General features: G+C 69.2%; 26 protein-coding genes. 15 read left to right on the forward strand and 11 right to left on the reverse strand.

Going from position 1 to position 22,998, the window contains the following annotated elements:
* Window positions 1-78 precede the first annotated feature (78 nt).
* Complete coding sequence (locus FKO37_RS24965) at window positions 79-687, forward strand: TetR/AcrR family transcriptional regulator (RefSeq protein WP_238605944.1); 609 nt, start codon at window positions 79-81, stop codon at window positions 685-687.
* 41 nt (window positions 688-728) lie between these two features.
* On the forward strand, window positions 729-941 hold the full coding sequence (locus tag FKO37_RS24970; protein ID WP_238605945.1) for a hypothetical protein: 213 nt from the start codon (window positions 729-731) through the stop codon (window positions 939-941).
* On the opposite strand, the gene FKO37_RS24975 is transcribed toward FKO37_RS24970, so the two are convergent.
* Together FKO37_RS24975 and erm are read right to left on the reverse strand one after the other, a co-directional pair.
* On the reverse strand, window positions 932-2,392 hold the full coding sequence (locus tag FKO37_RS24975) for an aldehyde dehydrogenase family protein (RefSeq protein WP_238605946.1): 1,461 nt from the start codon (window positions 2,390-2,392) through the stop codon (window positions 932-934). The two genes, FKO37_RS24970 and FKO37_RS24975, sit on opposite strands and share 10 nt — an antisense overlap.
* Window positions 2,393-2,606: 214 nt before the next feature.
* Window positions 2,607-3,359 (reverse strand): 23S ribosomal RNA methyltransferase Erm, encoded by a 753-nt coding sequence (erm, locus tag FKO37_RS24980; RefSeq protein ID WP_238605947.1) that lies wholly within the window; start codon window positions 3,357-3,359, stop codon window positions 2,607-2,609.
* A 461-nt stretch (window positions 3,360-3,820) separates the two neighbouring features.
* Here erm and FKO37_RS24985 point away from each other — a divergent pair, with 461 nt between their 5' ends.
* On the forward strand, window positions 3,821-4,690 hold the full coding sequence (locus tag FKO37_RS24985; RefSeq protein ID WP_238605948.1) for a DUF2382 domain-containing protein: 870 nt from the start codon (window positions 3,821-3,823) through the stop codon (window positions 4,688-4,690).
* A gap of 66 nt (window positions 4,691-4,756) precedes the next feature.
* On the opposite strand, the gene FKO37_RS24990 is transcribed toward FKO37_RS24985, so the two are convergent.
* From FKO37_RS24990 to FKO37_RS25000, 3 genes are read right to left on the reverse strand one after another with little or no spacing between them, the layout of a single operon-like run.
* Window positions 4,757-5,500 carry a succinate dehydrogenase/fumarate reductase iron-sulfur subunit gene (locus FKO37_RS24990; protein WP_238605949.1) on the reverse strand — a complete coding sequence of 248 codons (744 nt, stop codon included), beginning with the start codon at window positions 5,498-5,500 and terminating at the stop codon, window positions 4,757-4,759.
* A complete protein-coding gene (locus FKO37_RS24995; protein ID WP_238605950.1) occupies window positions 5,497-7,425 on the reverse strand; it encodes a fumarate reductase/succinate dehydrogenase flavoprotein subunit in 1,929 nt (642 codons plus the stop codon). Before FKO37_RS24995 ends, FKO37_RS24990 begins: the two co-directional genes overlap by 4 nt.
* 1 nt (window position 7,426) lies before the next feature.
* Window positions 7,427-8,134 carry a succinate dehydrogenase cytochrome b subunit gene (locus FKO37_RS25000; RefSeq protein WP_238605951.1) on the reverse strand — a complete coding sequence of 236 codons (708 nt, stop codon included), beginning with the start codon at window positions 8,132-8,134 and terminating at the stop codon, window positions 7,427-7,429.
* 83 nt (window positions 8,135-8,217) lie between these two features.
* Here FKO37_RS25000 and FKO37_RS25005 point away from each other — a divergent pair, with 83 nt between their 5' ends.
* Complete coding sequence (locus FKO37_RS25005; RefSeq protein WP_134661579.1) at window positions 8,218-9,141, forward strand: LysR family transcriptional regulator; 924 nt, start codon at window positions 8,218-8,220, stop codon at window positions 9,139-9,141.
* A gap of 92 nt (window positions 9,142-9,233) precedes the next feature.
* On the opposite strand, the gene FKO37_RS25010 is transcribed toward FKO37_RS25005, so the two are convergent.
* Entirely contained in the window at window positions 9,234-9,794 is a 561-nt protein-coding gene (locus FKO37_RS25010; RefSeq protein WP_238605952.1) for a TetR/AcrR family transcriptional regulator, read from the reverse strand.
* A 90-nt stretch (window positions 9,795-9,884) separates the two neighbouring features.
* Between FKO37_RS25010 and FKO37_RS25015 the strand changes: the two genes are divergently transcribed.
* Window positions 9,885-10,697: an SDR family NAD(P)-dependent oxidoreductase gene (locus FKO37_RS25015; protein ID WP_238605953.1), complete on the forward strand. Its 813-nt coding sequence runs from the start codon at window positions 9,885-9,887 to the stop codon at window positions 10,695-10,697.
* Here FKO37_RS25015 and FKO37_RS25020 read toward each other — a convergent pair whose 3' ends face one another.
* Genes FKO37_RS25020 through FKO37_RS25030 form a run of 3 tightly spaced genes read right to left on the reverse strand, consistent with a single transcriptional unit; the run spans window position 10,698 to window position 12,893 of the window.
* A complete protein-coding gene (locus FKO37_RS25020) occupies window positions 10,698-11,078 on the reverse strand; it encodes a PPOX class F420-dependent oxidoreductase (RefSeq protein WP_037805805.1) in 381 nt (126 codons plus the stop codon).
* A gap of 11 nt (window positions 11,079-11,089) precedes the next feature.
* Window positions 11,090-11,692 (reverse strand): dihydrofolate reductase family protein, encoded by a 603-nt coding sequence (locus FKO37_RS25025; protein ID WP_238605954.1) that lies wholly within the window; start codon window positions 11,690-11,692, stop codon window positions 11,090-11,092.
* 19 nt (window positions 11,693-11,711) lie between these two features.
* Entirely contained in the window at window positions 11,712-12,893 is a 1,182-nt protein-coding gene (locus tag FKO37_RS25030; protein WP_238605955.1) for an FAD-binding oxidoreductase, read from the reverse strand.
* Window positions 12,894-13,378: 485 nt separating this feature from the next.
* Between FKO37_RS25030 and FKO37_RS25035 the strand changes: the two genes are divergently transcribed.
* Genes FKO37_RS25035 through FKO37_RS25055 form a run of 5 tightly spaced genes read left to right on the forward strand, consistent with a single transcriptional unit; the run spans window position 13,379 to window position 16,762 of the window.
* Entirely contained in the window at window positions 13,379-13,939 is a 561-nt protein-coding gene (locus FKO37_RS25035; RefSeq protein ID WP_238605956.1) for a hypothetical protein, read from the forward strand.
* The gene (locus FKO37_RS25040; protein WP_238605957.1) at window positions 13,936-14,565 is read left to right on the forward strand and encodes a cytochrome c oxidase subunit 3; all 630 of its coding nucleotides are present in this window, start codon (window positions 13,936-13,938) and stop codon (window positions 14,563-14,565) included. The genes FKO37_RS25035 and FKO37_RS25040 overlap by 4 nt, the downstream gene beginning before the upstream one ends.
* Window positions 14,566-14,619: 54 nt before the next feature.
* Window positions 14,620-15,363 (forward strand): SDR family NAD(P)-dependent oxidoreductase, encoded by a 744-nt coding sequence (locus tag FKO37_RS25045; RefSeq protein ID WP_238605958.1) that lies wholly within the window; start codon window positions 14,620-14,622, stop codon window positions 15,361-15,363.
* Entirely contained in the window at window positions 15,360-16,475 is a 1,116-nt protein-coding gene (locus tag FKO37_RS25050) for a zinc-binding dehydrogenase (RefSeq protein WP_238605959.1), read from the forward strand. The genes FKO37_RS25045 and FKO37_RS25050 overlap by 4 nt, the downstream gene beginning before the upstream one ends.
* Entirely contained in the window at window positions 16,472-16,762 is a 291-nt protein-coding gene (locus FKO37_RS25055; protein WP_199817145.1) for a cytochrome C oxidase subunit IV family protein, read from the forward strand. Before FKO37_RS25050 ends, FKO37_RS25055 begins: the two co-directional genes overlap by 4 nt.
* A 45-nt stretch (window positions 16,763-16,807) precedes the next feature.
* On the opposite strand, the gene FKO37_RS25060 is transcribed toward FKO37_RS25055, so the two are convergent.
* Window positions 16,808-17,803, reverse strand: coding sequence for an AraC family transcriptional regulator (locus FKO37_RS25060; RefSeq protein ID WP_238605960.1), 996 nt, complete (start codon window positions 17,801-17,803; stop codon window positions 16,808-16,810).
* A 50-nt stretch (window positions 17,804-17,853) separates the two neighbouring features.
* Window positions 17,854-18,684 carry an alpha/beta fold hydrolase gene (locus FKO37_RS25065; RefSeq protein ID WP_238605961.1) on the reverse strand — a complete coding sequence of 277 codons (831 nt, stop codon included), beginning with the start codon at window positions 18,682-18,684 and terminating at the stop codon, window positions 17,854-17,856.
* A 213-nt stretch (window positions 18,685-18,897) separates the two neighbouring features.
* Here FKO37_RS25065 and FKO37_RS25070 point away from each other — a divergent pair, with 213 nt between their 5' ends.
* The 5 genes from FKO37_RS25070 to FKO37_RS25090 are packed head-to-tail and all read left to right on the forward strand — an operon-like array spanning window position 18,898 to window position 22,884.
* Window positions 18,898-19,239, forward strand: a complete 342-nt coding sequence (locus tag FKO37_RS25070) for a 2Fe-2S iron-sulfur cluster-binding protein (protein WP_238605962.1) — start codon at window positions 18,898-18,900, stop codon at window positions 19,237-19,239.
* Window positions 19,240-19,254: 15 nt separating this feature from the next.
* Entirely contained in the window at window positions 19,255-20,169 is a 915-nt protein-coding gene (locus FKO37_RS25075; protein WP_238605963.1) for a catechol 2,3-dioxygenase, read from the forward strand.
* A gap of 13 nt (window positions 20,170-20,182) precedes the next feature.
* Entirely contained in the window at window positions 20,183-20,788 is a 606-nt protein-coding gene (locus FKO37_RS25080) for a flavin reductase family protein (RefSeq protein WP_238605964.1), read from the forward strand.
* 24 nt (window positions 20,789-20,812) lie between these two features.
* Complete coding sequence (locus FKO37_RS25085; RefSeq protein ID WP_238605965.1) at window positions 20,813-22,084, forward strand: LLM class flavin-dependent oxidoreductase; 1,272 nt, start codon at window positions 20,813-20,815, stop codon at window positions 22,082-22,084.
* Window positions 22,081-22,884 (forward strand): alpha/beta fold hydrolase, encoded by an 804-nt coding sequence (locus tag FKO37_RS25090; RefSeq protein ID WP_238605966.1) that lies wholly within the window; start codon window positions 22,081-22,083, stop codon window positions 22,882-22,884. The genes FKO37_RS25085 and FKO37_RS25090 overlap by 4 nt, the downstream gene beginning before the upstream one ends.
* Window positions 22,885-22,998: the final 114 nt, after the last annotated feature.

Consider the following 22,998-nt stretch of genomic DNA (forward strand, 5'->3'; position numbering starts at 1 on the left):
GGAGGCAAGGCCCTTACGGGGCGGGTTCTCCGGAAGCGGTACTGGGTTTTTCGATGCACGTCATCAATAATCCTGGACGTGGCACGACCCAAGGACCAGGCGAAGCGGCGCGACGAGCTGGTGGCGGCGGCCGCCCGCGCGATCCGGACGCGGGGGCTGGCCGGGCTCCGCGTGCGCGACGTCGCCGAGGAGGCCGGGCTGTCGGCAGGCTCGGTCAGCTACTACTACCCGGACCTCGACGACCTGCTGTTCGAACTGCACCGCGACGCGGTCGACCGGTTCTACTGGGCGCGAGCGCGCGCCGCGGAAGCCGAGGACGATCCGGTCCGCCGGCTGGTGCGGCTGGTCGACGCGGGGCTCCCGGCAGGGGAGGGCGATCCGCTGAGCCGGGTGCTGTACGAAATGCACGTCCACGCGGCGCGCAACCCGGCGCACGCGGTGTTGATGACGGCCTTGTGGGACCGCGAGGTGTCGCTGTACTCGGCCGCGCTCGCCCACGGTCAGGACACCGGGGCGTTCCAGCTGCGGTCGCCCGTCGCGGACATCGCGGCGAACGCCGTGGCGCTGGAAGACGCGTACGGCCTGCATCTCGCCGGGCGCAACACCAGCCTGTCCGCAGCCAGGACACGCGAGCTGCTGCTCGGGTACCTGGCTGTGGAAACCGGACGCGACCTCGGTCAGGCGTAGGCCGTCCAGACCGTCTTGAGGCCGGTGTACTTGTCGAACGAGTGCAGGGAAAGGTCGCGGCCGAAGCCGGACTGCTTGAAGCCGCCGAACGGGGTCGCGGTGCTGAGGACATCGCGGTGAACGCGGTGGCCCTCGAGGACGCTTACGGCCTGCATCTCGCCGGGCGCAACACGAGCCTGTCCGCAGCCAGGACACGCGAGCTGCTGCTCGGGTACCTGGCTGTGGAAACCGGACGCGACCTCGGTCAGGCGTAGGCCGTCCAGACCGTCTTGAGGCCGGTGTACTTGTCGAATGAGCGCAGGGAGAGGTCGCGGCCGAAGCCGGACTGCTTGAAGCCGCCGAACGGGGTCGCGGTGCTGAGCGCGTCCACTGTGTTCACCGAGACGGTCCCGGCGTGGATTCCGTCGGAGACGCGGTGCGCGCGGGCGAGGTCGCGGGTCCAGACGGACGCGGCGAGGCCGTACGGGGTGTCGTTGGCGAGGCGGATCGCTTCGGCTTCGGTCTCGAACGGGAGCGTGGCGAGCACCGGCCCGAACAACTCGTCGGTGACCAGCGGATCGTCGGCGGCCAGGCCGGTGACGACGGTCGGGTCCAGGAACGCGCCGCGACGCGTGCCGCCCGCGAGGACGGTTCCGCTGCTTGCCTCGACGGCAGCCAGCACCCGCGACGCGGCGTTCTCGTCGATCATCGGACCCAGTTTCGTGGCCGGGTCCAGCGGATCCCCGGGCACCCACTCGCCGACCTTCTCCCGCAGCCGGGCGAGGAATTCGTCCGCCGCCGATGCCTCGACGAGCAGGCGGGTCGTGGCCGAACAGACCTGGCCGGAGTTCGCGCAGAACCCGAACGCGACCAGATCCGCCGCGGCGCCGAGGTCGGCGTCGGCGAACACCACGACCGGGCTTTTGCCGCCGCATTCGAGCCAGACCTGCTTGAGGTTCGACTCCCCGGCGTAGCGCAGGAACAGCCCGCCGACCGGCGTCGATCCGGTGAAGGCGAGGACGTCGACGTCCGGATGCCTTCCCAGCGCCTGCCCCGCGGTTTCGCCGAAGCCGGGCACGACGTTGAGCACCCCGTCCGGAATCCCCGCCTCCGCGGCCAATTCTCCCAGCCGCAGCGCGGACAGCGGCGACTGCTCGGCCGGCTTGAGGACGACGCTGTTGCCCGCGGCCAGCGCCGGGGCGAGTTTCCACCCGGCGATGTCGAGCGGGAAGTTCCACGGCACGACCGCGCCTACCACTCCGAGCGGCACCCGCCGGATCGCCGCGAAATTGCCCGGAGGGGTGGGCGCGACCTCGTCGTAGCGTTTGTCGAGCGCTTCGGCGTACCAGGCGAAGCATTCGGCGGTCGCGGGCACGTCCTGGCCGAACGTGTCCGAGATCGGCCGGCCGACGTCCAGGGTGTCGCAGAGCGCCAGTTCCGGTCCGTGCGCCGTGATCAGCTCGGCCAGCTTCAGCAGCCGTTTCTTGCGCTCGGCCGCCGCGAGCCGGGACCAGCGGCCGTTCTCGAACGCGCGTCGCGCGGCGGCGACCGCGGCGTCGATCTCGTCCCGGCCGCATTCGGCCACGTGCGCGACTGGGTGCCCGGTGGCGGGGTTGACGTCGGCGAAAGTCTTGCCGGACTTGGCTTCGAGCCAGTCACCGTCCACAAAGGCCGCTGTGCGGGGCCGCAGTCGCGCGGCCTCGTGCACCCAGTCGCCGTGGTTCATTCCCGGAACCGCCTTTCGTCGCTTCCGTTCACTATCACCAGCTCACGGGGTGCGGGAAAGCAGAGCTTTTCGCTGCCCTGCATCGGGTCAATCGATGCAGGCCGACGAGCCCGGCGCGCAACGCCGAGGTACGTGAGGGCCACCCTGAGGGAACCAGATTCCCTCAGGGTGGCCCTCACGCACCTCCAACGAGAGCGAAGCCACGGCGCCCGTGTCACCGAGCCAGCTCCCACAGCGACGCCCATTGCCCGGCGGTCAGGTCGCGGGGGAGTGTTTGCGGCGACAGCCGTTGCCGGGCAAGCCAAGTCCGTGCCGCGCGGACGCTGAGGCGGCCGGTGCGGGGCAGGATCCCGCCGAGCCCGCGGCCGCGTCCGGTGAAGACTTCGCGGACGAACTCCTGGTACTCCGCCTGGCCGGTGACGAGCGGTTCCGGGCGGCGGGTGATCACGAGGATCCCGCCGTCCACGGCCGGGCGAGGACGGAAGGCGTGCGCCGGGACCCGGGCGGGGACGGCGAACTCGAACCACGGCCACCAGGCGGCGGTCATCTGGGAGGCGCCGCCGATCCCGGCGCGGCGGCGGGCGACTTCCCATTGCACCAGCAGCACCGCGAGTTCCCAGTGCGGCTGCCGGAACAACCGGCGCAGGGCCGCGGTGGTGAGGTGGAAAGGAAGGTTGCCGACGACGGTGTGCGGAACGTCGGGCAGCCGGTGCCGGAGGAGGTCGCCGTGGACGACCTCGACGTGGTCGCCGGTGCGCCGGGCGAGGCGGCGGGGGTCGAGTTCGACCGCGGTGAGCGGGCGGCCGGTGCGGCTGAGCGGGACGGTCAGCGCGCCGTCGCCCGCGGCGAGTTCCACGAGAGGGCTGGTGGTGCGGGCGGCGGCAGTGCAGACAGCGGCGATGACGGCGGGGTCGGCCAGGAAGTTCTGGCCGAGCTCGTGCCGTCCGCCGAAGGGTCGGGCAGACATAAGGGTGCGTACTCCGCGCGTGAGGAAGCGACCCGGGCGCCAGGACAGGCAGCCCGGACGGACAACGGGAGAGCGCGACGGAGCGGTGTGCGTCCGGCGCTCAGGCGTTGCGCAGGCGAGTCAACGCGCAGGCGGAGAAAAAGGCACCCATGGCCGGAAGCCTAGCCGACCGGCCCGGCGGGTCGCATCCGGTTTTCGCGCAGGCGAATCCCCGCGGGCCGCGTGCCTCTTCCGGAATTCGGCGGCGGCTATTATTTCCCTGGTGGGCGAACAATTCGCGCCCATTCCGCCGCGCCCGTGAGAACGGTCCTCTTACGACGGAAGTACCCGCTGATTCCGGTCGGCAAACTGACACGAAACGGGGTCGCTCGGCTGAGGGGTATGACGCTTGCGCGGGGCTGTGACCAGCCGGAGAGTGGGACGCGGAGGAGAAATTCCGATTCGGGAAATGGAGTGGATCCATGGTACGCGCAATGCAGCCGCAGGACCTCGTCGACAGCACCGTGATGGACAATTCCGGCAGCAAGATCGGCAAGGTGGGCACGGTTTATCTCGCCGACGACACCAGGCGGCCGGAGTGGGTGACGGTGAAAACCGGGCTGTTCGGCCAGAAGGAGAGCTTCGTGCCGCTCTCGGGCGCGGACATGGAGAGCGACGGCCTGCACGTCCAGGTCGCGAAGGACCAGGTGTCCGACGCGCCGCGCATCGACGCCGAGGGCCATCTCTCCGAAAAGGAAAGCGTCGAGCTGTACAAGTACTACGGCCTGCCTGCTCCGCGCGCGGGGAACGGCGAGAACATGCGGGACCGCGGCCGCGACGCGGCAGCCGGTGGTGCGGCTGGCGGTGCGGCAGGCGGTGTCGCGGGCACGACGCGGCCGACCGGCCGGGACACCACCCAGGCCAAGGGACGCCCGACCGCCGAGCACGCCGCCAGGGGCGGGCGGCACGACGCGTCCGGCGCCGGCGAAGTGGTGCGGTCCGAGGAACACCTGCGGGTCGGCACCGAACAGGTCGAAACCGGCCACGTCCGGCTGCGCAAGTACGTGGTGACCGAGGACGAGCAGGTGACCGTGCCGGTCACGCACGAGGAGGTCCGCGTGGAGCGCGAGCCGATCACCGACGCCAAGGCGGCGGGCCGGACCGAGATCGGCGAGGCTGAGCAGGACGTCGTGCTGCACGCCGAGAAACCGGTGGTGCAGAAGGAAACCGTGCCGGTGGAGCGGGTGCGCCTGGGCACCGAGCAGGTCACCGAGGAGCAGACCGTCCAGGGCAAGGTCCGCAAGGAGCGGATCGACATCGACGACGACACCAAGCGGGGCAGGAAGTCCTGACCTGCCCGCGCCGCGGCTGTCTCCCGCCGGAGCCGTTCCGGACGGGAGGCGGCCGCGCGCGTCTGGTTATCGTCGTGAGCGGCTGGCTTTGAGGAATTCGCGGTTGAGGTTCGCGATGCTGGTCAGCGGGATGCCTTTGGGGCAGGAGGCGACGCATTCGCCGGTGTTGGTGCAGCCGCCGAAGTCGGCTGAGTCCATGGTTTCCACCATGTCGAGCACGCGTTGAGCGCGTTCCGGCTGGCCCTGCGGCAGCGAGTTCAGGTGTGCCACCTTTGCCGAGGTGAACAGCATCGCCGACCCGTTCGGGCAGGCCGCGACGCACGCGCCGCAGCCGATGCAGGTGGCGTTGTCGAAGGCGAGGTCCGCGTCCGGCTTCGGCACCGGCGTCGCGTGCGCTTCCGGTGCGCTGCCGGTCGGGGCGGTGACGTAGCCGCCCGCCTCGATGATCCGGTCGAACGCCGATCGGTCGACCACCAGGTCCTTGATCACCGGGAAACCCTTGGCGCGCCACGGTTCCACGTCCAGCACATCGCCGTCGCGGAACGAGCGCAGGTGCAGCTGGCAGGTCGTGGTGCGTTCCGGGCCGTGCGCCCGGCCGTTGATCACCACGCCGCACGAACCGCAGATGCCCTCGCGGCAGTCGTGGTCGAACGCGATCGGCTCGGCGCCGTCCTCGATGAGGTGCTGGTTGAGGACGTCGAGAAGTTCCAGGAACGACATGTCCGGGCTGGCGTCGTCGACCGGGTAGTCGACCAGCCTGCCGTCGTCGTCCGGGCCGGACTGGCGCCAGACCCGCAGGGTGAGTTTCACGTGTAGCTCCGCTGGGTGGGGTGGACGTGCTCGAAGTTCAGGATTTCCTGGTGCAGTACCGGCTTTTCGCCGTGCTCCCAGGCTGAGACGTACGAGAACCGCTCGTCGTCGCGCTGCGCCTCGCCGTCTTCGGTTTGGTGTTCCTCGCGGAAATGGCCGCCGCACGATTCCTCGCGCACCAGTGCGTCGAGCAGCAGCAATTCGGCGAGTTCGAGGAAATCGGCGACGCGGCCGGCCTTCTCGAGTTCCTGGTTCAGTTCCGCTCCGGTCCCCGGGACGCGGACGTCCCGCCAGAATTCGGCGCGCAGCTCCGGAATGCGGTCGAGCGCTTTCCGCAGGCCTTCGGCGGACCGGGACATCCCGCAGTGGTCCCACATCAGGTGGCCCAGTTCGCGGTGGAACGAGTCGACGCTGCGGGTGCCGCGCACCGACAGCAGCCGTTCCAGCCGGTCGCGCACCGCGGTTTCCGCTTGCGCGACCGCGGGATCCGCCGGGTCGAGCGCGGGGAAGCTGCCGCGGGCGATGTAGTCGTTGAGCGTGGCCGGGAGCACGAAGTAGCCGTCGGCGAGACCCTGCATCAGCGCGGACGCGCCGAGCCGGTTCGCGCCGTGGTCGGAGAAGTTGGCCTCGCCGATCACGAACAGGCCGGGCACCGTGCTCTGCAGGTCGTAGTCGACCCACAGCCCGCCCATCGTGTAGTGGATCGCCGGGTAGATCCGCATCGGGACCTCGTACGGGTTCTCCGCGGTGATCCGCTCGTACATGTCGAACAGGTTGCCGTACTTGGCTTCCACCGCCGGGCGGCCCATCCGCTCGATCGCGTCCGCGAAGTCCAGGTACACGCCGAGCCCGCCGGGACCGACGCCGAACCCGGCGTCGCAGACGTTCTTCGCGGCCCGCGACGCGATGTCGCGCGGCACCAGGTTGCCGAAGCTCGGGTACATCCGCTCCAGGTAGTAGTCCCGTTCGGACTCCGGGATCTCCTGCGGCGGACGCGGGTCCTGCGGCTGCTTCGGCACCCAGATCCGGCCGTCGTTGCGCAGCGACTCGCTCATCAGCGTCAGCTTCGACTGATGTTCGCCCGAACGCGGGATGCAGGTCGGGTGAATCTGCGTGAAGCACGGGTTCGCGAAGTACGCGCCGCGCTTGTGCGCCCGCCAGATCGCGGTGGCGTTGGAGCCTTTCGCGTTGGTGGACAAGTAGAAGACGTTGCCGTAGCCGCCGGTCGCGAGCACGACGGCGTCCGCGAGATGCGTGGTCACCTCACCGGTGACCAGGTCGCGCGCGACGATCCCGCGCGCCTTGCCGTCGGACACGATCAGGTCCAGCATCTCCGTCCGCGGGTGCATCTCCACGCCGCCGGCGTCGATCTGCCGCGCCAGCGCCTGGTACGCGCCGAGTAGCAGTTGCTGCCCGGTCTGGCCGCGCGCGTAGAACGTGCGCTGCACCTGGACGCCGCCGAACGAGCGGGTGTCGAGCAGCCCGCCGTACTCCCGGGCGAACGGCACGCCCTGGGCCACCGCCTGGTCGATGATCTGCGTGGACACCTGCGCCAGCCGGTACACATTGGACTCCCTGGAACGGAAGTCGCCGCCCTTCACCGTGTCGTAGAAGAGCCGGTAGACCGAATCGCCGTCGTTGCGGTAGTTCTTCGCCGCGTTGATCCCGCCCTGCGCCGCCACCGAGTGCGCGCGTCGCGGCGAGTCCTGGAAACAGAACTGGACCACGTGGTAGCCCTGTTCGGCGAGCGTCGCTCCGGCGGACGCCCCGGCGAGACCGGTGCCCACCACGATCACCCGGTGCCGCCGCCGGTTGGCCGGGTTGACCAGCTTCGCGCCGAAGCGGCGGCTGTCCCAGCGGTCCGCGATCGGGCCATCCGGCGCTTGCGTGTCGGCGATCGGCTCGCCGAGCGTGTATTCGCTCATGTCAGGCCACCCATCCCGCCATCACGGCGATCGGCACGATCAGGAAGCCGCCGGTGATCACGACGGCGAGGACGAACCCGGCGGTTTTGAGCGCCCGGTCGCGGGTTTTGCTGGTGATGCCCAGCGTTTGCGCCGCGCTCCAGAAGCCGTGGTTGATGTGCAGGCCGAGCATGAGCAGCGCGACGATGTAGATCAGGTTGACCCACCAGACCTGGAAGTCCGCGACGATGTTGTGGTACGGCTGGCCGTCGCGGAAGTCCTGGTTGGCCACGCCGACGGTGAGGTCCAGGATGTGCCACACGATGTAGAGCGCGAGCGTCGCGCCGCCCCAGCGCATGGTGTGCGTCGCGAAACTGGCCTTGCGCCGCTGTCCGTGCGCGTACTTGACCGGACGCGCTTGCCGGTCCCGTTTGGACAGTTGCACCGCCGCGACCACGTGCAGCACCAACGCGATCAGCAGCACGACCCGCTGGATCGAGAGGTACCAGGCGTTCTGCAGCACCGGTTCGCCGATGGTGCGCAGCCAGGCCGCGTAGTCGTCGAAATGCTGCGGTCCCAGGAAAACCTTGAGGTTCCCGGCCATGTGCACGAACAGGAACGCGACGAAGATCAGGCCGGTGACGGCCATGACGACTTTCTTGCCGATCGTCGAACGCCAGAACGTCACGAGCGCCGGGCGACGGCGGGGCGGAGCGGGTGCGAGTGCCACGGAACCGACGGTAAGTCGGCGCTGACGAGAGGGCAAACACATGATTTCTCTCGACAGGATAGGCAGCACCTATGATGACGGTCATGCAGTTCCAGCAGCTGGCGTATTTCCTGGCAGTGGCCGAGACGCGGCATTTCACTCGCGCCGCGGAACAGATGCGTGTGGCGCAGCCCTCACTGTCGCAGCAGATTCGCGCACTGGAACGGGATGTCGGCGCGGGGCTGTTCCACCGGATCCGCGGGAACGTCACGCTCACCGAAGCGGGGGAGACGTTGCTGCCGATCGCGCGCCGGATCCTCGCCGAGACCGAGACGGCGTACCGGGCCATCCGGGAACTGGACGAACTGGGCCGCGGCCGGGTGCGGCTGGGCGCGACGCCGAGCCTGTGCACCGGCCTGCTGCCCGCGATGCTCGCCGCGTTCCGCCGGGACTATCCCGGGATCGAGCTGGTGCTGCACGAAAGCGGCTCGCGGGACCTGCAGACCGCGCTGTCGGAAGGCGGGCTGGACCTGGCGATGATCGTGGACAGCCGCGTCCACGACGATCCCCGGCTGGAGAGCCGCGCGCTGTTCGTCGAGGACCTGGTGGTGATCTCGCCGAAGGACGCGCCCGCGCCGGTGCGCGGCCGGATGCCGATCGCGGCGCTGCGGGACCGGCCGCTGGTGATGTTCCGGCAGGGCTACGACCTGCGCGAGGCGACCGTGGCCGCTTGCCGCGCGGAGGGTTTCGACCCGCTGTTCGCCATCGAAGGCGGCGAGATGGACGCGGTGCTGGAACTGGTCCAGGCCGGACTGGGCTTGGCGGTCGTGCCGAGCACCGTGGTCGGGGACCGGTTCCGCCGCACGCAATTCACCTCGCCCGGACTCAGCCGGGTGGTGCGGCTGGCGTATCGGCGGGATGTCGAACAGCCGCGCGCGGTGCGGGCGTTGCAGGAGGCGGTGGTGCAGTACCTGGGCGGCGGGGTGGCGCAGTTGCCGCCTGGTACGCGTCCGCTGGTGGGCCGGTGATTCTGCGGGCGAGCAAGAACGCGCTGGTATGCCGACGAGGCGGCGGGGTGGCTCAACTGCGGCCTGGCACGCGTCCGCTCGTCGGCCGGTGATCAGCGGGCGAGCGAGTCCAGCACCAGGCCGATCAACCGCTGCGTTTGCGGTTCTTCGCAGTGCTGCGCGGAATACGCGATCCCGCCGATCAGCACCAGCACGTCGTCGGCGCGCACGTCGTCCCGGAGCGTGCCGTCCGCTGCGCCTGCGGACAGGAGCTCGCTGACAGCGTCGACGAGCAGCTTCCGGCTGTCCGAGTAAGGATCGACGCCGGACGCGATCACCGCGTTGAGCGCTTCGGACATCCCGTGCTTCGCGCTGACATAGGCGAGGAAATGCGTCAGCCACTCCCGCAGCGCTTCCGCGGCCGGGTGCTGCGCGAGGAGCGTCGATGCCTGTTCGCAGACCACCGCGAGCCGATGCCGGTAGGCGGCGTCGATCAGGGCTTCGCGGGTCGGGAAGTGCCGGTAGAGCGTGCCGACGCCGACCCCGGCCTGCTTGGCGATCGCTGCCGGCGCCGCGTCGAGGCCTTCCGCGGCGAAGGCCTTCGCGGCGACTTCCAAGAGCCGGGCGCGGTTCTCGAGCGCGTCTCGGCGGGGGCGGCGCGGGGCGTCGGGCATCGGTTCCTCCGGGGTTGCTATCCGGAATGCATTCCGGATAGCGTGAACCGGAACGCATTCCGGTTGACCTTACCCCTGGAGGATCCCGTCATGCCCGCACGGCATTGGTTCGTCACCGGCGCTTCCGGCGGTCTGGGCCGCCACCTGGTCGAGGAGGCGCTCCGGCGCGGGGACCACGTCACCGCGACGGTCCGGCGGCCGGACGTCCTGCCGGAGTCGCCGCGGCTCACCGTGGAAAAGCTCGACCTGACCCGTCCGGCCGACGTCGCCGCCGTGGTCGAGCGGACGTTGCAGCGGCGGCCGGTGGACGTGGTCGTGAACAACGCGGGCTATGCCGTCGTGGGCGCGGCCGAGGAGATGACGCCGGAGCAGATCCGGGACCAGATCGAGGTGCTGCTGCTCGCCCCGATCCTGATCACCCGCGCGTTCCTCGGCCCGATGCGCGAGCGGGGCGGCGGCCGGATCCTCCAGATCTCCAGCATGGGCGGGCAGATCGGCTCGCCGACGCACAGCGCGTACCACGCGGGGAAGTGGGGTCTGGAGGGGTACACCGAGAGCGTCAGCCGGGAGGTCGCCGAGTTCGGCGTCCACCTGACACTGGCACAGCTCGGCGGGACCCGGACCGGCTTCGCGTCCGCGCTGCGCTACACCGCCGAAACGGCTCCCTATCGCGACAGCGCGGTCGGCCGGACCCGCCGATACCTCGAATCCCTCGACGACAGAGACCTCCCCGGCGACCCGGCCAAGATCGCCGCGCTGCTCTACGAGACGACCCTCCGGCCGGACCCGCCGTTGCGGCTCTCTCTTGGTTCGGACACCTACGAAGCCGTCCACAATGCACTGACCGAACGACTGAACGTCCTTGAGTCGCAACGGGAAACGGCCGCGTCGGTCGCCTTCTGACTACATCCCCACCGACTGCGTCTCCGGCTCGATCAGGCCGACGACGCGCACCTGCTCGCGTGTGTACGGCTGTCCGATGTACTTCTTCGCCACCTCGTCGACGATCTCCCACGCGGGGTCGCCCTCGATCCATTCGGCCACCCGGCCGCGGATGATGATCGGCTCGAACGGATTGTCCGGCGGGGTAAGGGAAATCGCCACCCGGGGGTCGCGGCGGAGGTTGCGGGCCTTGCGGCTGTCCGGGCCGGTCAGGAAGACGATCCGGTCGCCGCGCGTGCCGATCCACACCGGGACGACGTGCGGCGACCCGTCCGGGAGCACGGTCGCGAGGTGGGCGATCGGGGTGCCGTCGAGGACACGGCGGACTTCGGGGTTCAGCATGGGGATTCCTTTCAGCGGAGGATTTCGTAGTGAAGGTGGGTGACGCCGGGTGCAGGGACGGCCTCGACCAGCCGCAGCCGCACGTGTTCGGGCAGTTCGCCGAAGAAGCTCCGCCCGCCGCCCAGCAGGATCGGCACCTGGTGGAGCACGACTTCGTCGACCAGCCCGGCCTTGATCGCCTCGGTGACCAGAACGCCGCCCATGAGCGCGACGTCCTTGTCGCCGGCCGCCGCCCGCGCGCCTTTGACGGCCTCTTCGACGCTGGTCGCCTGGGTCTGCGCCTCGCTCAGTTCCGGCACCGGCTGGTGGCTGACCACGAACAGGGGAGCGGTCGGATGCGGACCACTACCGCCGAAGTGGCTTGAGTGGTCGTACGTCGCGTGCCCGACGACGGTCGCCCCGACGCGCGCTGCGAGCGAGTCGAAAACCTGGGCGCTGGGCTCGGAAAGCTTGAACCCGTCGAAGACCTTGCTGGGCGTGTCGCCGGTGAAGTACCAGTCGAACAGCGCCCCGGCGTCGCCGAGCCCGCTCCCGACCTCGTCCGCCCCTTTCTCGCGGCGGCCGCTGATGTACCCGTCCACCGAAACGGACAGGGCACTGAACACTTTGTTCATGACGCTCCTTAGTAGTCGCTCAGAGAGCCTGGGGAAAGTCGAAAAGGCGCTGCGGGTCGACGTTTTTCTTGACCTCGGCGAGCCTGGCGCGGTTGCCCGCGTGATACGCGCGGCTCGGATCCTCGAGCGCGAGATCGGGAAAGTTCGGATAAACCCGGCCGGACGCCTCCGCGTGCGCGACGGTCCACGCCTCGTCCACCCACGGATCGCCCGGGTCGCCGGCCTGCTCCAGCAAGTACCGCTCGCCCCGGTGGGCGAACGCGGTGTCCTCCTCCGCGACCCGGTTGTACGCCCCGCCCATCGCGGTGAACGCCAGCCGCCGGTTCCCGCCGAGACCCCGGAGAAGCTCGCCCGCGGTCCGCTCGGACAGCGTGCGCGCGAAGAACTCCGACCGGAAGCGGCGGGTTTCCGGGGCGGGATCCACCACGCTGAATGTCGGCTTCACCATGCTGTAGGGAACATCCAGTCGGATGTCTATTGCATACAGAACACCGGCCCGCGCGGTGAACTCCCGGAGCAGCCCCTCCGTCTCCGCGGGCGGCAAGGTGGAGATGCCGAAGAGCGTCACGCGTCCCGCTTGGACGGCGAGGTTCACGGTCAGCCCGTCCGGGGCGTCAGGTGCCCAGTCCTGCCAGGCCTGGACGACGTTTCCGTCCGTCCAGTTCCCTTCGATCCGGCAGACCGACGGCTCCGGCACCGTCGCGAACCGCAACTCCGTGACGATCCCGAACTGCCCGCCGCCCGCGCCGCGCAACGCCCAAAACAGGTCGGTTTCCCGGTGCTCGGAGCACTCCACGACGCTCCGGTCGGCGAGCACCACCTGCGCGCCGACGAGCCGGTCGCAGGTCAGCCCGTACTGGCGGCCGAGCAGCCCGATGCCGCCGCCGAGCGTCAGCCCAGCGATGCCGACGGTGTCGCCGCACCCGGCGGGAATCGTCCGGCCGCGCTCATGCAGTGCCGCGTACACCGGGCCGAGCCGAGCGCCCGCCCCGATCGTCGCGATGCCACTCTCGTCGACCATGATCCGGTCCATTCCGGACAGATCCGCCACGATCCCGTCGGCCGGGCACCGGTCAACGAAGCAATGCCCGCCACCGCGCGGCACCACGCGCCGCCCGGTGGCAGCCGCGTAATCCAAGGCTTGGACGACGTCGGCGACCGAATGGCACCGGAGGACGTCTCGCGAGGTCTGGTCGATCACGGAGATGACGCTACGGGCCGGAGGGAGGGCCGTTCTTGAACAAAACGCGCATGCTGCCGGGACGCGGGATCTCACCGCCTGCCGGACTCGCCGGGGACGGTCCACTGCGGACGGCGGAGATTCTCTGCGCGAGCCGGATGAATCCTGCGCGCAGCGGATCGACCGGGCGGCAGTGGCGTACCTAACATTCGCCTGCGGTCGGCGATGCTTCCCGGCAAATCGTTCTCGAGCAGCGCGGGGCGGCGTCGCGGGCAATGTCGCTCGCCGCTGGAGAGGACCAGTGAATGGGTTCGAGTCAGATCAGTCCGACGGTTAAGAAATGGTTCATCTGGTCAGGGCCATTGTCCCTGGCTCCCTTTGTCGCCGCGCTCGTCCTACTGGCGCGGATGGTGCCGCCGCCGAGACCTTCGTGGCCGGCTGAACGGATAGCCGAGGTATACGCCGGAAATCAGACTGGGATCCTCGTCGCGGCCTTTGTCGCCATCGTGTCCATTGCGTTGTGGGCCAACTGGGCGGGAGTGGTCATCGCGGAGTGCCGGTCCGTGGAGACCTCGTCGCCTTTCCTGACGTACACGTTGACGATCTTCGCGTCGGCGATGTTCTTGATCACGTTGTCCTGCCCGGTTCTGCTGGGTTTCGGCGCGTATCGGGCCGGGGAAGTGCCGCCGGAGATCACCCGGCTGATCAACGACGCGTTCTGGTTCGCCGCGGAATACCCGTATTCTCCGTTCGCCGCGTTCATGGTCGTGCTCGCCATCGTCGTTTTCAGCGACAAGCGCGATACGCCGGTGTTCCCGCGCTGGGTGGGGTACTTCTGCCTGTGGTGCGCACTGTTGATGTTCCCCGGTGGCATGCTGGCCTTCTTCAAGACCGGCCCGTTCGCCTATGACGGGCTGCTGGCCTTCTATGTCCTCGCGGGGGCGTACACCACTTTCACGATCGCCTTGTCCGTGGTCATGCACAAGCAGATGAACCGAGACGCGGCGCGAGAGCGCGGATCGCGGCCTGAGGTCGCCGCGGCCGAGGAACCGGTGGTGGCGCGATGACGATCGACGGCCAGACGGCGGTCAGCACTGCGAAAGGCGCCGCAGCACGACGCGAGCATCCAGGAAGACCGGCGAAGCGGGTCCCGGGCGAAATCGGCATCTGGGTATTCATCTATGGCGACCTGGCTGTTTTCGGGCTGCTGTTCTGCATGTACGTCATTTACCGTCGTCGGCAGCCCGACGTGTTCGACAGGTCGCAACAGACGATGTTGCACGATATCGGCTTCGCGAACACGGTCATCCTGTTGGTCAGCTCGGCGTTCGTCGTCATCGGCATGCGCGCGATCAAGGCCGGGGCCAGGCGCGCGGCGTCGAGGGCGCTGATGGCGGCGATGGCGTGCGGGGCGGCTTTCGTGGTGCTCAAGGCAGTGGAATGGCACGCCGAAGCGGCACAGGGGAACACTCCCTACACCAACGACTTCTATCACCTCTATTACGTGCTCACCGGACTGCACCTCGTGCACGTCCTCGTCGGCCTCTGCGTGCTGGTCCACCTGTTCCGGACCGCACAGCTGCCGGTCGCGGGAAACATCAGGCTCGCCGCGGCCGAATCGGGTGCCTGCTTCTGGCACATGGTGGATCTGTTGTGGGTCGTCATTTTCCCGTTGATCTACCTGCTCCGGTGAGACAGCCCGGAGGGAAAACCTGTCTCGAACACTCAAGGAAATCCAGGAGATCCGATGAAATCGCACCAGAATCGCGTTGCGGTCGTGACCGGAGCCGCGCGGGGAATCGGGCAGGCGGTCTGCCGCCAGCTCGCCGACCGGGGCGCGTCAGTGATCGCTGTCGACATCGCCGAACCGGCCGAGACGCTGGACCAGCTGGCCGAATCCGGCCACAAAGCCCTCGGACTGGTCGCCGACGTGTCCGATCCGGACCGGACACGGGAGATCGGCGACGAAGTCCGGGAACGGTACGGACGCTGCGACATCCTCGTCAACAACGTCGGCATCTACCCGTTCGTCGACATCGGTGACCTGACCTACGAGACGTGGCGCAAGGTGCTGACGGTGAACCTGGATTCGCAGTTCCTGATGACCAAGGCCGTGCTGCCGTCGATGAAGGATGCGGGCTGGGGCCGGATCGTGAACCTCACCTCCAACTCGATCGGCCTGGTCGTGCCCGGGCTCTCCGCGTACATGGCCAGCAAAATGGGCGCGATCGGATTCACCCGGGCGCTGGCGAACGACGTCGCGGCCCACGGCATCACCGTTAACGCGGTCGGCCCGACCCTCACCCGGACCCCGGGAGTCGTGTCGGCCGTGTCGCCGGACCTGCAGGAGATCGTCTCGCAGGGGCAAGCCATCAAGAAGATCGGCGAAGCCGACGACGTCGTCGGCACGATCCTGTTCCTCACCAGCGAGGATTCGCACTTCGTCACCGGCCAGACGATCATGGCCGACGGCGGGCTGGTGCGGCTGTGACCGGGCAGGCACGCGCGAGCCGCGTCGCCGTCCTCGCCGAAGGCGGCGGCCCGGTCGACAGCGGGCGGATCGAGGTGCCGCCGCCCGGACCCGGGCAGATCCTGGCGCGCACGCTGCTCGGCGGCGTCTGCGGCACGGACGTCCACCTGCGTCGCGGCGATTTCGGCCTCCCGTTCCCGGTCGTGCTCGGCCACGAAGGAACCGGCGTGGTCGAGGAACTGGGTGCCGGCGTAACTCACGACGCGGCGGGTGTCGAGCTGGTTCCCGGCGACGCGGTTTACTGGTGCCCGATACCGCCCTGTCACCGCTGCTACTACTGCACGGTCGAAAAAGACTTCTCCTCCTGCCCGCACGGTGCCTGGTTCCACCCCGCCGATCAGCCGGGCTGGGGCAGTTACGCGGACCTGGTCACCCTTCCGTCGGGGATGGCGGTGTACCGCATACCCGACGGCGCCTCGCCGGAGGCGGTCATCGCGCTCGGGTGTGCGTTGCCGGCGGTTCTGCAGGGGTTCGACCGGGCCGGGCTCCCCGGCGTCGTCGACAGTGTCGTCATCCAAGGGGCCGGTCCGATCGGCCTGTCCGCCGTGCTGGTAGCGCGGCAGCGCGGCGCGCGCACGATCGTGGTGATCGACCAGCACGAAAACCGCCTCGAGACCGCACGCGAACTCGGTGCCACCGCGACGATTCCGCTGTCGGTCGACGCGGAGCGCCGCCGGGAACGGGTGGCCGAACTGTGCGGTCCGCGCGGCCCGCGGCTGGTTGTCGAAGCCGCGGGGGTGCTGTCCGCGTTCGGCGAGGGCGTCGACCTCGCCGGGCACAACGGGTGCTATCTGCTGATCGGGCTGTGGTCAGGACACGGTGCCGCCTCGATCGACCCCACCGTCGTCGTGCACAAGAACCTTCGGATCGTGGGCTCGTGCTATGCCCAGCCCGAGCATTACTACCGGGCGATGAATCTGGCCGCGCGGCTCGAACGAACAATTCCGCTGGCGAGGATCATCACGCACCGGTTCGATGTCGCGGAAGCCGATGCCGCGCTGGACGCCGTCGAGCGCGGCGACGCGGTGAAGGCCGTGATCAGCCCGGGCGAAGCGAAGGAGCGCGAATCGTGACCCAGGCTGAGATCGGCGAACGAAGTTCGGCCGGCCGCAACAGGGTGTTCCTTGTCTGGCTGGGCCTGATCATCGTCACCTGTCTGTCGTTCTGGCTGGGCAGCGGCCACGGTTTCTCGTCGGCCACGGCGGCGAATATCGCGGTGGTCGCGGTCGCCTTCCTGAAGGTCCGCTGCATCGGGCTCTACTTCATGGAGCTGAAAGACGCGCCGCGGCGGCTGCGCGTCATTTTCGAGAGTTACTGTCTCGGGCTGTGCGCCGTGCTGATCGTCTTGTTGGCCGGCTAGTCCGGAACGCGTGGGCGGGACGCGAGTGTCCCGCCCACGCCCGGATCACGTGCGCAGGGTTTGCGACGGCAGCTGGCCGTAGCGTTCCCGATAGGCCGCGGCGAAGCGGGGCACATGCCCGAATCCCCAGCGGAAGGCGATGTCGGCGACCGAAAGACCGTCGCCGGAAACCGCCTCCCGCAGATCCTGATGCGCCCGGGACAGCCGTACTCGGCGGAGGTATTCCATCGGCGTGAGCCCGAGATGCTCGGCGAAGGCGGCCTGCAAGGACCGGACGCTGGTCCCGGCGACCTTGGCGAGGGCAGAGACGGTGTGCGCGGCGGCGGGGTCGGCGTCGATCACGTCGATGACGCGCGACAGGAGATGGGGCCGGGCCGGGCGGGCGGCGCCGCGGAGGAGGCGGTCGGAGAAGTTGTTGGGCTGGGCGGCGAGGAGCTGGCCGACGACGAGTTCTTCGAGCGGGCGCAGGACCAGGTCGGGGGCGTCGGAGTCGACGGCGTCGCGCAGCAGCATGACGGCGCGGAGCCAGTTGCGGCCGGGTCCGTCGGCGAGGTCGAACCCGATCGAGAAGTGCACGGCCTCGTCGGGCGGGCAGCCGAGCACGCCCTCGACGGTCCGCTCGACCACCTGCCTGCTCACTTTGACCGCGAGCTGGGCGCAGTCGGCGCTCCAGCGCATGCTCGATTCCTCGGTCGGGGTGAGCACGGCCGCCCGCCCCGGGCCGGATTCGATCTCGTCGGGTCCGCACTGCGAGAGGGTGTGGCCGCGGAGCGGGACGTTGATCTCGTAGTAGGAGTGCAGCCGGCCGGGGCGGACCACGACCTCGGTGCCGTGCCGGATGTCGGCGATGGTGAGGTCTTCGGTGCGCCGGGCCCGGAGCGCGACGTCGAGGTCCGCCCCGGGGCCGGCCACCTCGAGGGTGTGCGTGCTGAACACCTCGGAGATCTCCCGCTGGGCCTCGTCCCGGTCGGCGGTGCGCACGACGTCGGTGGCCCACCTCGGCGAAGTCCGGGGGAGCGGCCGGTTCGGTGTCGCGGTCATGGTGATCACCTGGCGCAGTCGTCGTTGTCCACGTGGTGACGGGGCGTGGTTCAGAGTGCCCCGGAGAGGAAGGCGTCCGCAAGCGCGGCGAAGGCGGCGGCGTGTTCGATCTGGACCCAGTGTCCGCAGCGGGCGAACACGTGCAGCTGGCTGTTCGGGATCAGATCGAGCAGCCGATAGCTGGTCGAGGGCGGGATGACCTGGTCGTCGCGGCCGTGCACGAGGAGCGTTTCGTGCGGGAGGACGGCGATGGCGTCTTCGGGGACGGCCATGGCCGCGACCTTGTCTTGGCGCGGGGCCGGGAACATGGCCGCGTACGCCTCGTGCACGCCCGGCCGGGTCGCGGCGCGGTAGCGGAGTTCGGCGAGTTCGTCGGTGGCGTACCGGGGGTCGTGGGCGAACACGTCGAGCAGGCGGCGCATGTTCTCCACGGACGGTTCGAAGCCCCAGACCGCTTCCAGTCCCGGGGTGATCGGGAAGTGCACGCCGACGCTGCCCATCAGCACGAGCCGGTCGACCCGGTCCGGATGCCGGGTGGCCAGCCGCAGCGCCAGCGAGCCGCCGAAGCTGTTGCCGACCACGGACACCCGGTCGAGGCCGAGCGCGTCGAGGAAGCCGACGAGGTGCTCCAGCCAGCTTTCGGCGTCGTAGACGGCGTCCTCGGGCCGTTCGGTGTAGCCGAAGCCGAGGATGTCCGGAGCGACGACCCGGTGCCGCTTCGCGAGTTCGGGCAGGACGAGACGCCAGTTCGCCCACGCGGACACGCCGGGGCCAGAGCCGTGGATCAGCAGCACCGGATCGCCGGAGCCTTGGTCGTGATAGTTCGTGGCGACGCCGTGCACGTCGACCGTCAGTCCGATCTCGGGTGATTCTTCGGTCATCGCGAACTCCTTTTTCCATTACGTCAGTGGCTGGCTGTTGCGAATCTGACACGCGCGAGAACTGCTGGGCAACGGCTTGCGTGCGGTAGTGCACAAATGCTTGCGCGAACTGGATGAGCCTCGCGCGCAACGGATCGAAATGGGCCCGGGAGCCCGCCTACAGTCCGTCGGACAGCGCGAACGAATCGACTCGACGACGAGGCGGGGTGTGCGATGAGCGATCAACCGGAAGTCTCCGGCGCGGTGCGGATCCTTCCCGCCGGCGTGCGGCTGACTGTCCACAGCGGAGAGTCGATCGTGGACGCGGTCCGCAGGCACGGCTACCGGACGCGCTATTGCTGCCGCCGGGGCGGATGCCGCGCCTGCAAGGCCGATCTGGTCGAGGGCCAGGTCCGCTATCCCGTCCCGGTCGCCGAATCCGCGCTCAGCGCGGAGGAGCGCGCCGCGGGCAAATGCCTTCCCTGCCGGGCACGGCCCGAGGGCGAGGTCGTCGTCCGGCTGTCCGAAAAGGACGCTTTGACGCGGGTCTTCGGAGCTTTCCGGCCCGCCAGCTGAAAACCGGGAGCGAACATGGGTGTGATCAGACTCGGGTACGTCCACGTGCGAGTCACCGATTTGCCGGGCTCGGCCGAGCACTACCGCGAGACGCTCGGCATGGACCAGGTCGCCGAGCAGGACGGGCGGCTCTACCTCAAGTCCTGGGACGAGCACGACCACCATTCGGTCGTTCTCGAGGAGGGCGGCGTCGGCCTGGTCAAACTGGGCTACAAGGTCGAGAAGTCCGGCGACCTCGACGAATTCGAGCGCCGCGCGGCGTCCTTCGGCGTGCGGGTCGAGCGGATGAGCAAGGGCGACAACGAAGGCGTCGGCGACGGCCTGCGGCTGACGCTGCCATCGGAACACACCCTCGAGCTGTACAGCGACGTCGAATATCTCGGCAACGCGACCGGGAACTGGAATCCCGATCCCTGGCCGCGTTCGGGACTGCGCGGCATCGGCGTGCCGCGTCTGGACCACACGCTGATCACCACCGAGGACCCGGCGCTGCTGGAACGGTTCTTCTCCGAGGTGCTCGGCTTCCGGGCGGCGGAACGGCTGGTCGGCGGCGCGGACAACGACGAACTGGTCGGCTCGTGGATGTTCTGCGGCGAACAGCCGCACGACATCGCGTTCGTGAAGGGGGAGCAGGGAAAACTGCACCACTTCGCCTACCACGTCGACGACTGGAACACCCTGCTGCGCGCGGGCGACCTGTTCTCGATGCACGACGTGCCCATCGACTTCGGGCCGGCGCGGCACGGCATCACCCGGGGCGAGACGATCTATTTCTTCGACCCGGCGGGCAACCGCAACGAGGTCTTCGCCGGCGGCTACCGCACCGGCCCGGATTTCCGCACCATCACGTGGACGATGGACAAGGCCGCGCAGGGCATCAACTACACCCACCGCGAACTCGACCCCGACTTCCTCAACGTCGTGACCTGACCGGAGAAACGACATGACCACTATGCGCGCACCGGGCAACGCGAAACGGCTCCGCACGGTTCTGGGCGAGTTCTCGACCGGCGTCACCGTCGTCACCTATCGCGACGCCGACGGGCAGCCGCGCGGCGCGACGATGAACTCGTTCACGTCGGTGTCGATGGATCCGCCGCTGGTCCTCGTGTCCGTGGCGCGGCAGGCGCGGGCGTGCGAAGGCTTGACCGGCAACGAGTTCACGGTCAACATCCTCGCCGCCAACCAGCTCGACGTCGCCCTGCACTTCGCGGGAAAACCGCGGAACGGCGCGGTGTCCTGGCACGAACCGGAAACCGGGCCGCCGCGGCTGACCGGTGCGGCGGCGTGGCTGCAATGCCGGCCGTGGCGCACCTACGACGGCGGCGACCACGTGCTGGTGCTCGGCGAGGTCGCCTGCCACGACGCCCGCCGGCTCGAACCGTTGACGTTCCACCGCGGCGAATTCCGCCGCTCCGGCCTGAAACTGCCGCAGCTGCCGCGCACGGCGGCCTTCGCCGGGCGGCCCGCCTGCGCGTGGGTCGGCCGCGTGCACGAACTGCATGCCCTGTCCGACGCGGGGAACTGCGGCGAACCGCTCGACATCTGACCTTCGAACGAACTGGAGAACACCGTGAAAGTCACGTACTTCCAACAGGTTCCGTACCGGCGGCTCGCCGAGGACTTCGAGCAGCGGTTCGAATCCGTCATCACCACCCCGTACCACGAAGTCACCGAACCGCAGCACGTCGCCGCTGCGTTCCGCGAAGCGATGGACGAGCTGATGCACGCCGCCCGCGCGGGATTCGACGGCCTGGCCGTCACCGAGCACGGCCAAAGCTCCTACGACATGGCGCCGAACCCCGACATCATCGAGTCCGCCCTCGCCTACGCCACCGAGGCCGAGAACATCGAGACGGCCATCTACCCGGTCGGCCGGTCGCTCGGAAAGAGCCGGGAACCGCTGCGCGCGGCCGAAGAACTGGCCATGCTCGACTGCATGTCGAACGGCCGCCTGGTCAGCGGTTTCCCCGTCGGCCTCGCCTACGACGCCAACCTCAACAACGGCGTCCCGCCCGCCCAGACCCGGCAGCGGTTCGACGAAAACCTCGAACTGGTGCTGAAGGCGTGGACGCACCAGGGCGGCGCCTTCCCGTGGAACGGCAAGTTCGGGCAGTACCCCGGCGTCAACATCTGGCCGCGCCCGCTGCAGCAGGCCCCGCACCCGCCGGTGTGGATCACCGGCATCGGCAACCCGCGCACCATGCAGATGACGCTCGAACGGGAATTCGGGTTCAACTACTTCGGCTGGTTCGGCCTGAAAGTCACCGGCCGCCGGATCTTCGACCGGTTCTGGGAAATCGCCGACCGGCTCGGCAAGGACGCCAACCCGTACCGCCTCGGCTTCATGCAGACCGTCTGCGTCGCCGACACCGACGCGAAGGCCGAAGCGCTGTATGCCAAGCACGCGGAGTACTTCTTCCGCAAAGGCATCGGCTCCATCCCGATGGAACGGCTCGCGCTGCCCGGCGGCATCGACATCCGCGGCGTCGAAGCGATCATGCGCGACCCCGGCGACTTCGGCATCTACAGCAAGATGCGCACCGCCACCTTCGCCGAACTGGTCGACGCGGGCTCGGTGATCTGCGGTTCGCCGGACACCGTCGCCGAACAGCTGCTCGCCTACGCGCGGGAATACCGCATCGGCAACCTGCACGCGATGCTGCAGTTCGGCTCCATGCCGCACGAACTGGCGAAGGACAACATCGACCTGTTCGCCAGCGCGGTCATGCCGCGGTTGCAGGAACTGTGGACCGAAGAGGGCTACCGGCACCACTGGTGGCCCGAACGACTCGGCGGCACGCCGCTGGCCGATTCCGCCCGCCTGACAGGAGCCCTCGCATGACCAGCACCCTCGACCTCACCGAAAAGACCGTCGACGTCTGGGGCGGCGAGATCCAGCTCCGGGTCAAGGTAACGGGCCAGGGCCCCGGCCTGGTCTACCTGCACCCGGCCGCCGGGCTCGCGTGGGACCCGTTCCTGGAGCGCCTCGCCCAGGACTTCACCGTCTACGCCCCCGAATTCCCCGGCACTTCGCCCGCCGATCCGTACGCCGTCCACAAGATCGACGACCTGTGGCAGCTCGTGCTCATCTACGAGGAGGCGATCCGAAAACTGGAAATCGGCGCCCCGGTCCTCATCGGACAGTCCTTCGGCGGGATGCTCGCGGCGGAACTGGCCGCCGCCTACCCGGACCGGTTCTCCCGGCTGGTCCTGCTCGACCCGATCGGCCTCTGGCGGGACGAGCATCCGGTCGCGAACTGGATCGCCGCGCCGCCCGCCTCGCTGCCGGAGCTGCTGTTCGCCGACCCGGACGGGGAAGCGGCGCGAGCGATGCTGACCCCGCCGGACGATCCCGAGGAGGCCATCGCGGCGGGCGCGGGCCTGGTGTGGGCGCTGGGCTGCACCGGCAAGTTCGTCTGGCCGATCCCGGACAAAGGCCTCGAACGCCGCCTGCACCGGATCAGCGCGCCGACCCAGATCGTCTGGGGCGAGCAGGACAAGCTGATCCCGGCGGTCTACGCCGACGAGTTCGCCGCCCGGATCACCGGCAGCAAGGTCGCGATCGTGCCCGGCGCGGGACACATTCCGCAAGTCGAGGCCACGGACGGGACCTTCGCCTTGGTGGACGGATTCCTGCGCTGATTCGCCACGGGGTGGTGCGGGCCTCCGCGTCAGCACCACCCCGGATCCGTTTATGCCGCAGTGCGCGCTAATTCCGTCTCCTCGCCGTCCTTTCGCTCCGATACGCCCGATTCG

It is taken from the genome of Amycolatopsis sp. Poz14 (assembly GCF_006704225.1).
GTDB classification, from domain to species: domain Bacteria; phylum Actinomycetota; class Actinomycetes; order Mycobacteriales; family Pseudonocardiaceae; genus Amycolatopsis; species Amycolatopsis nivea.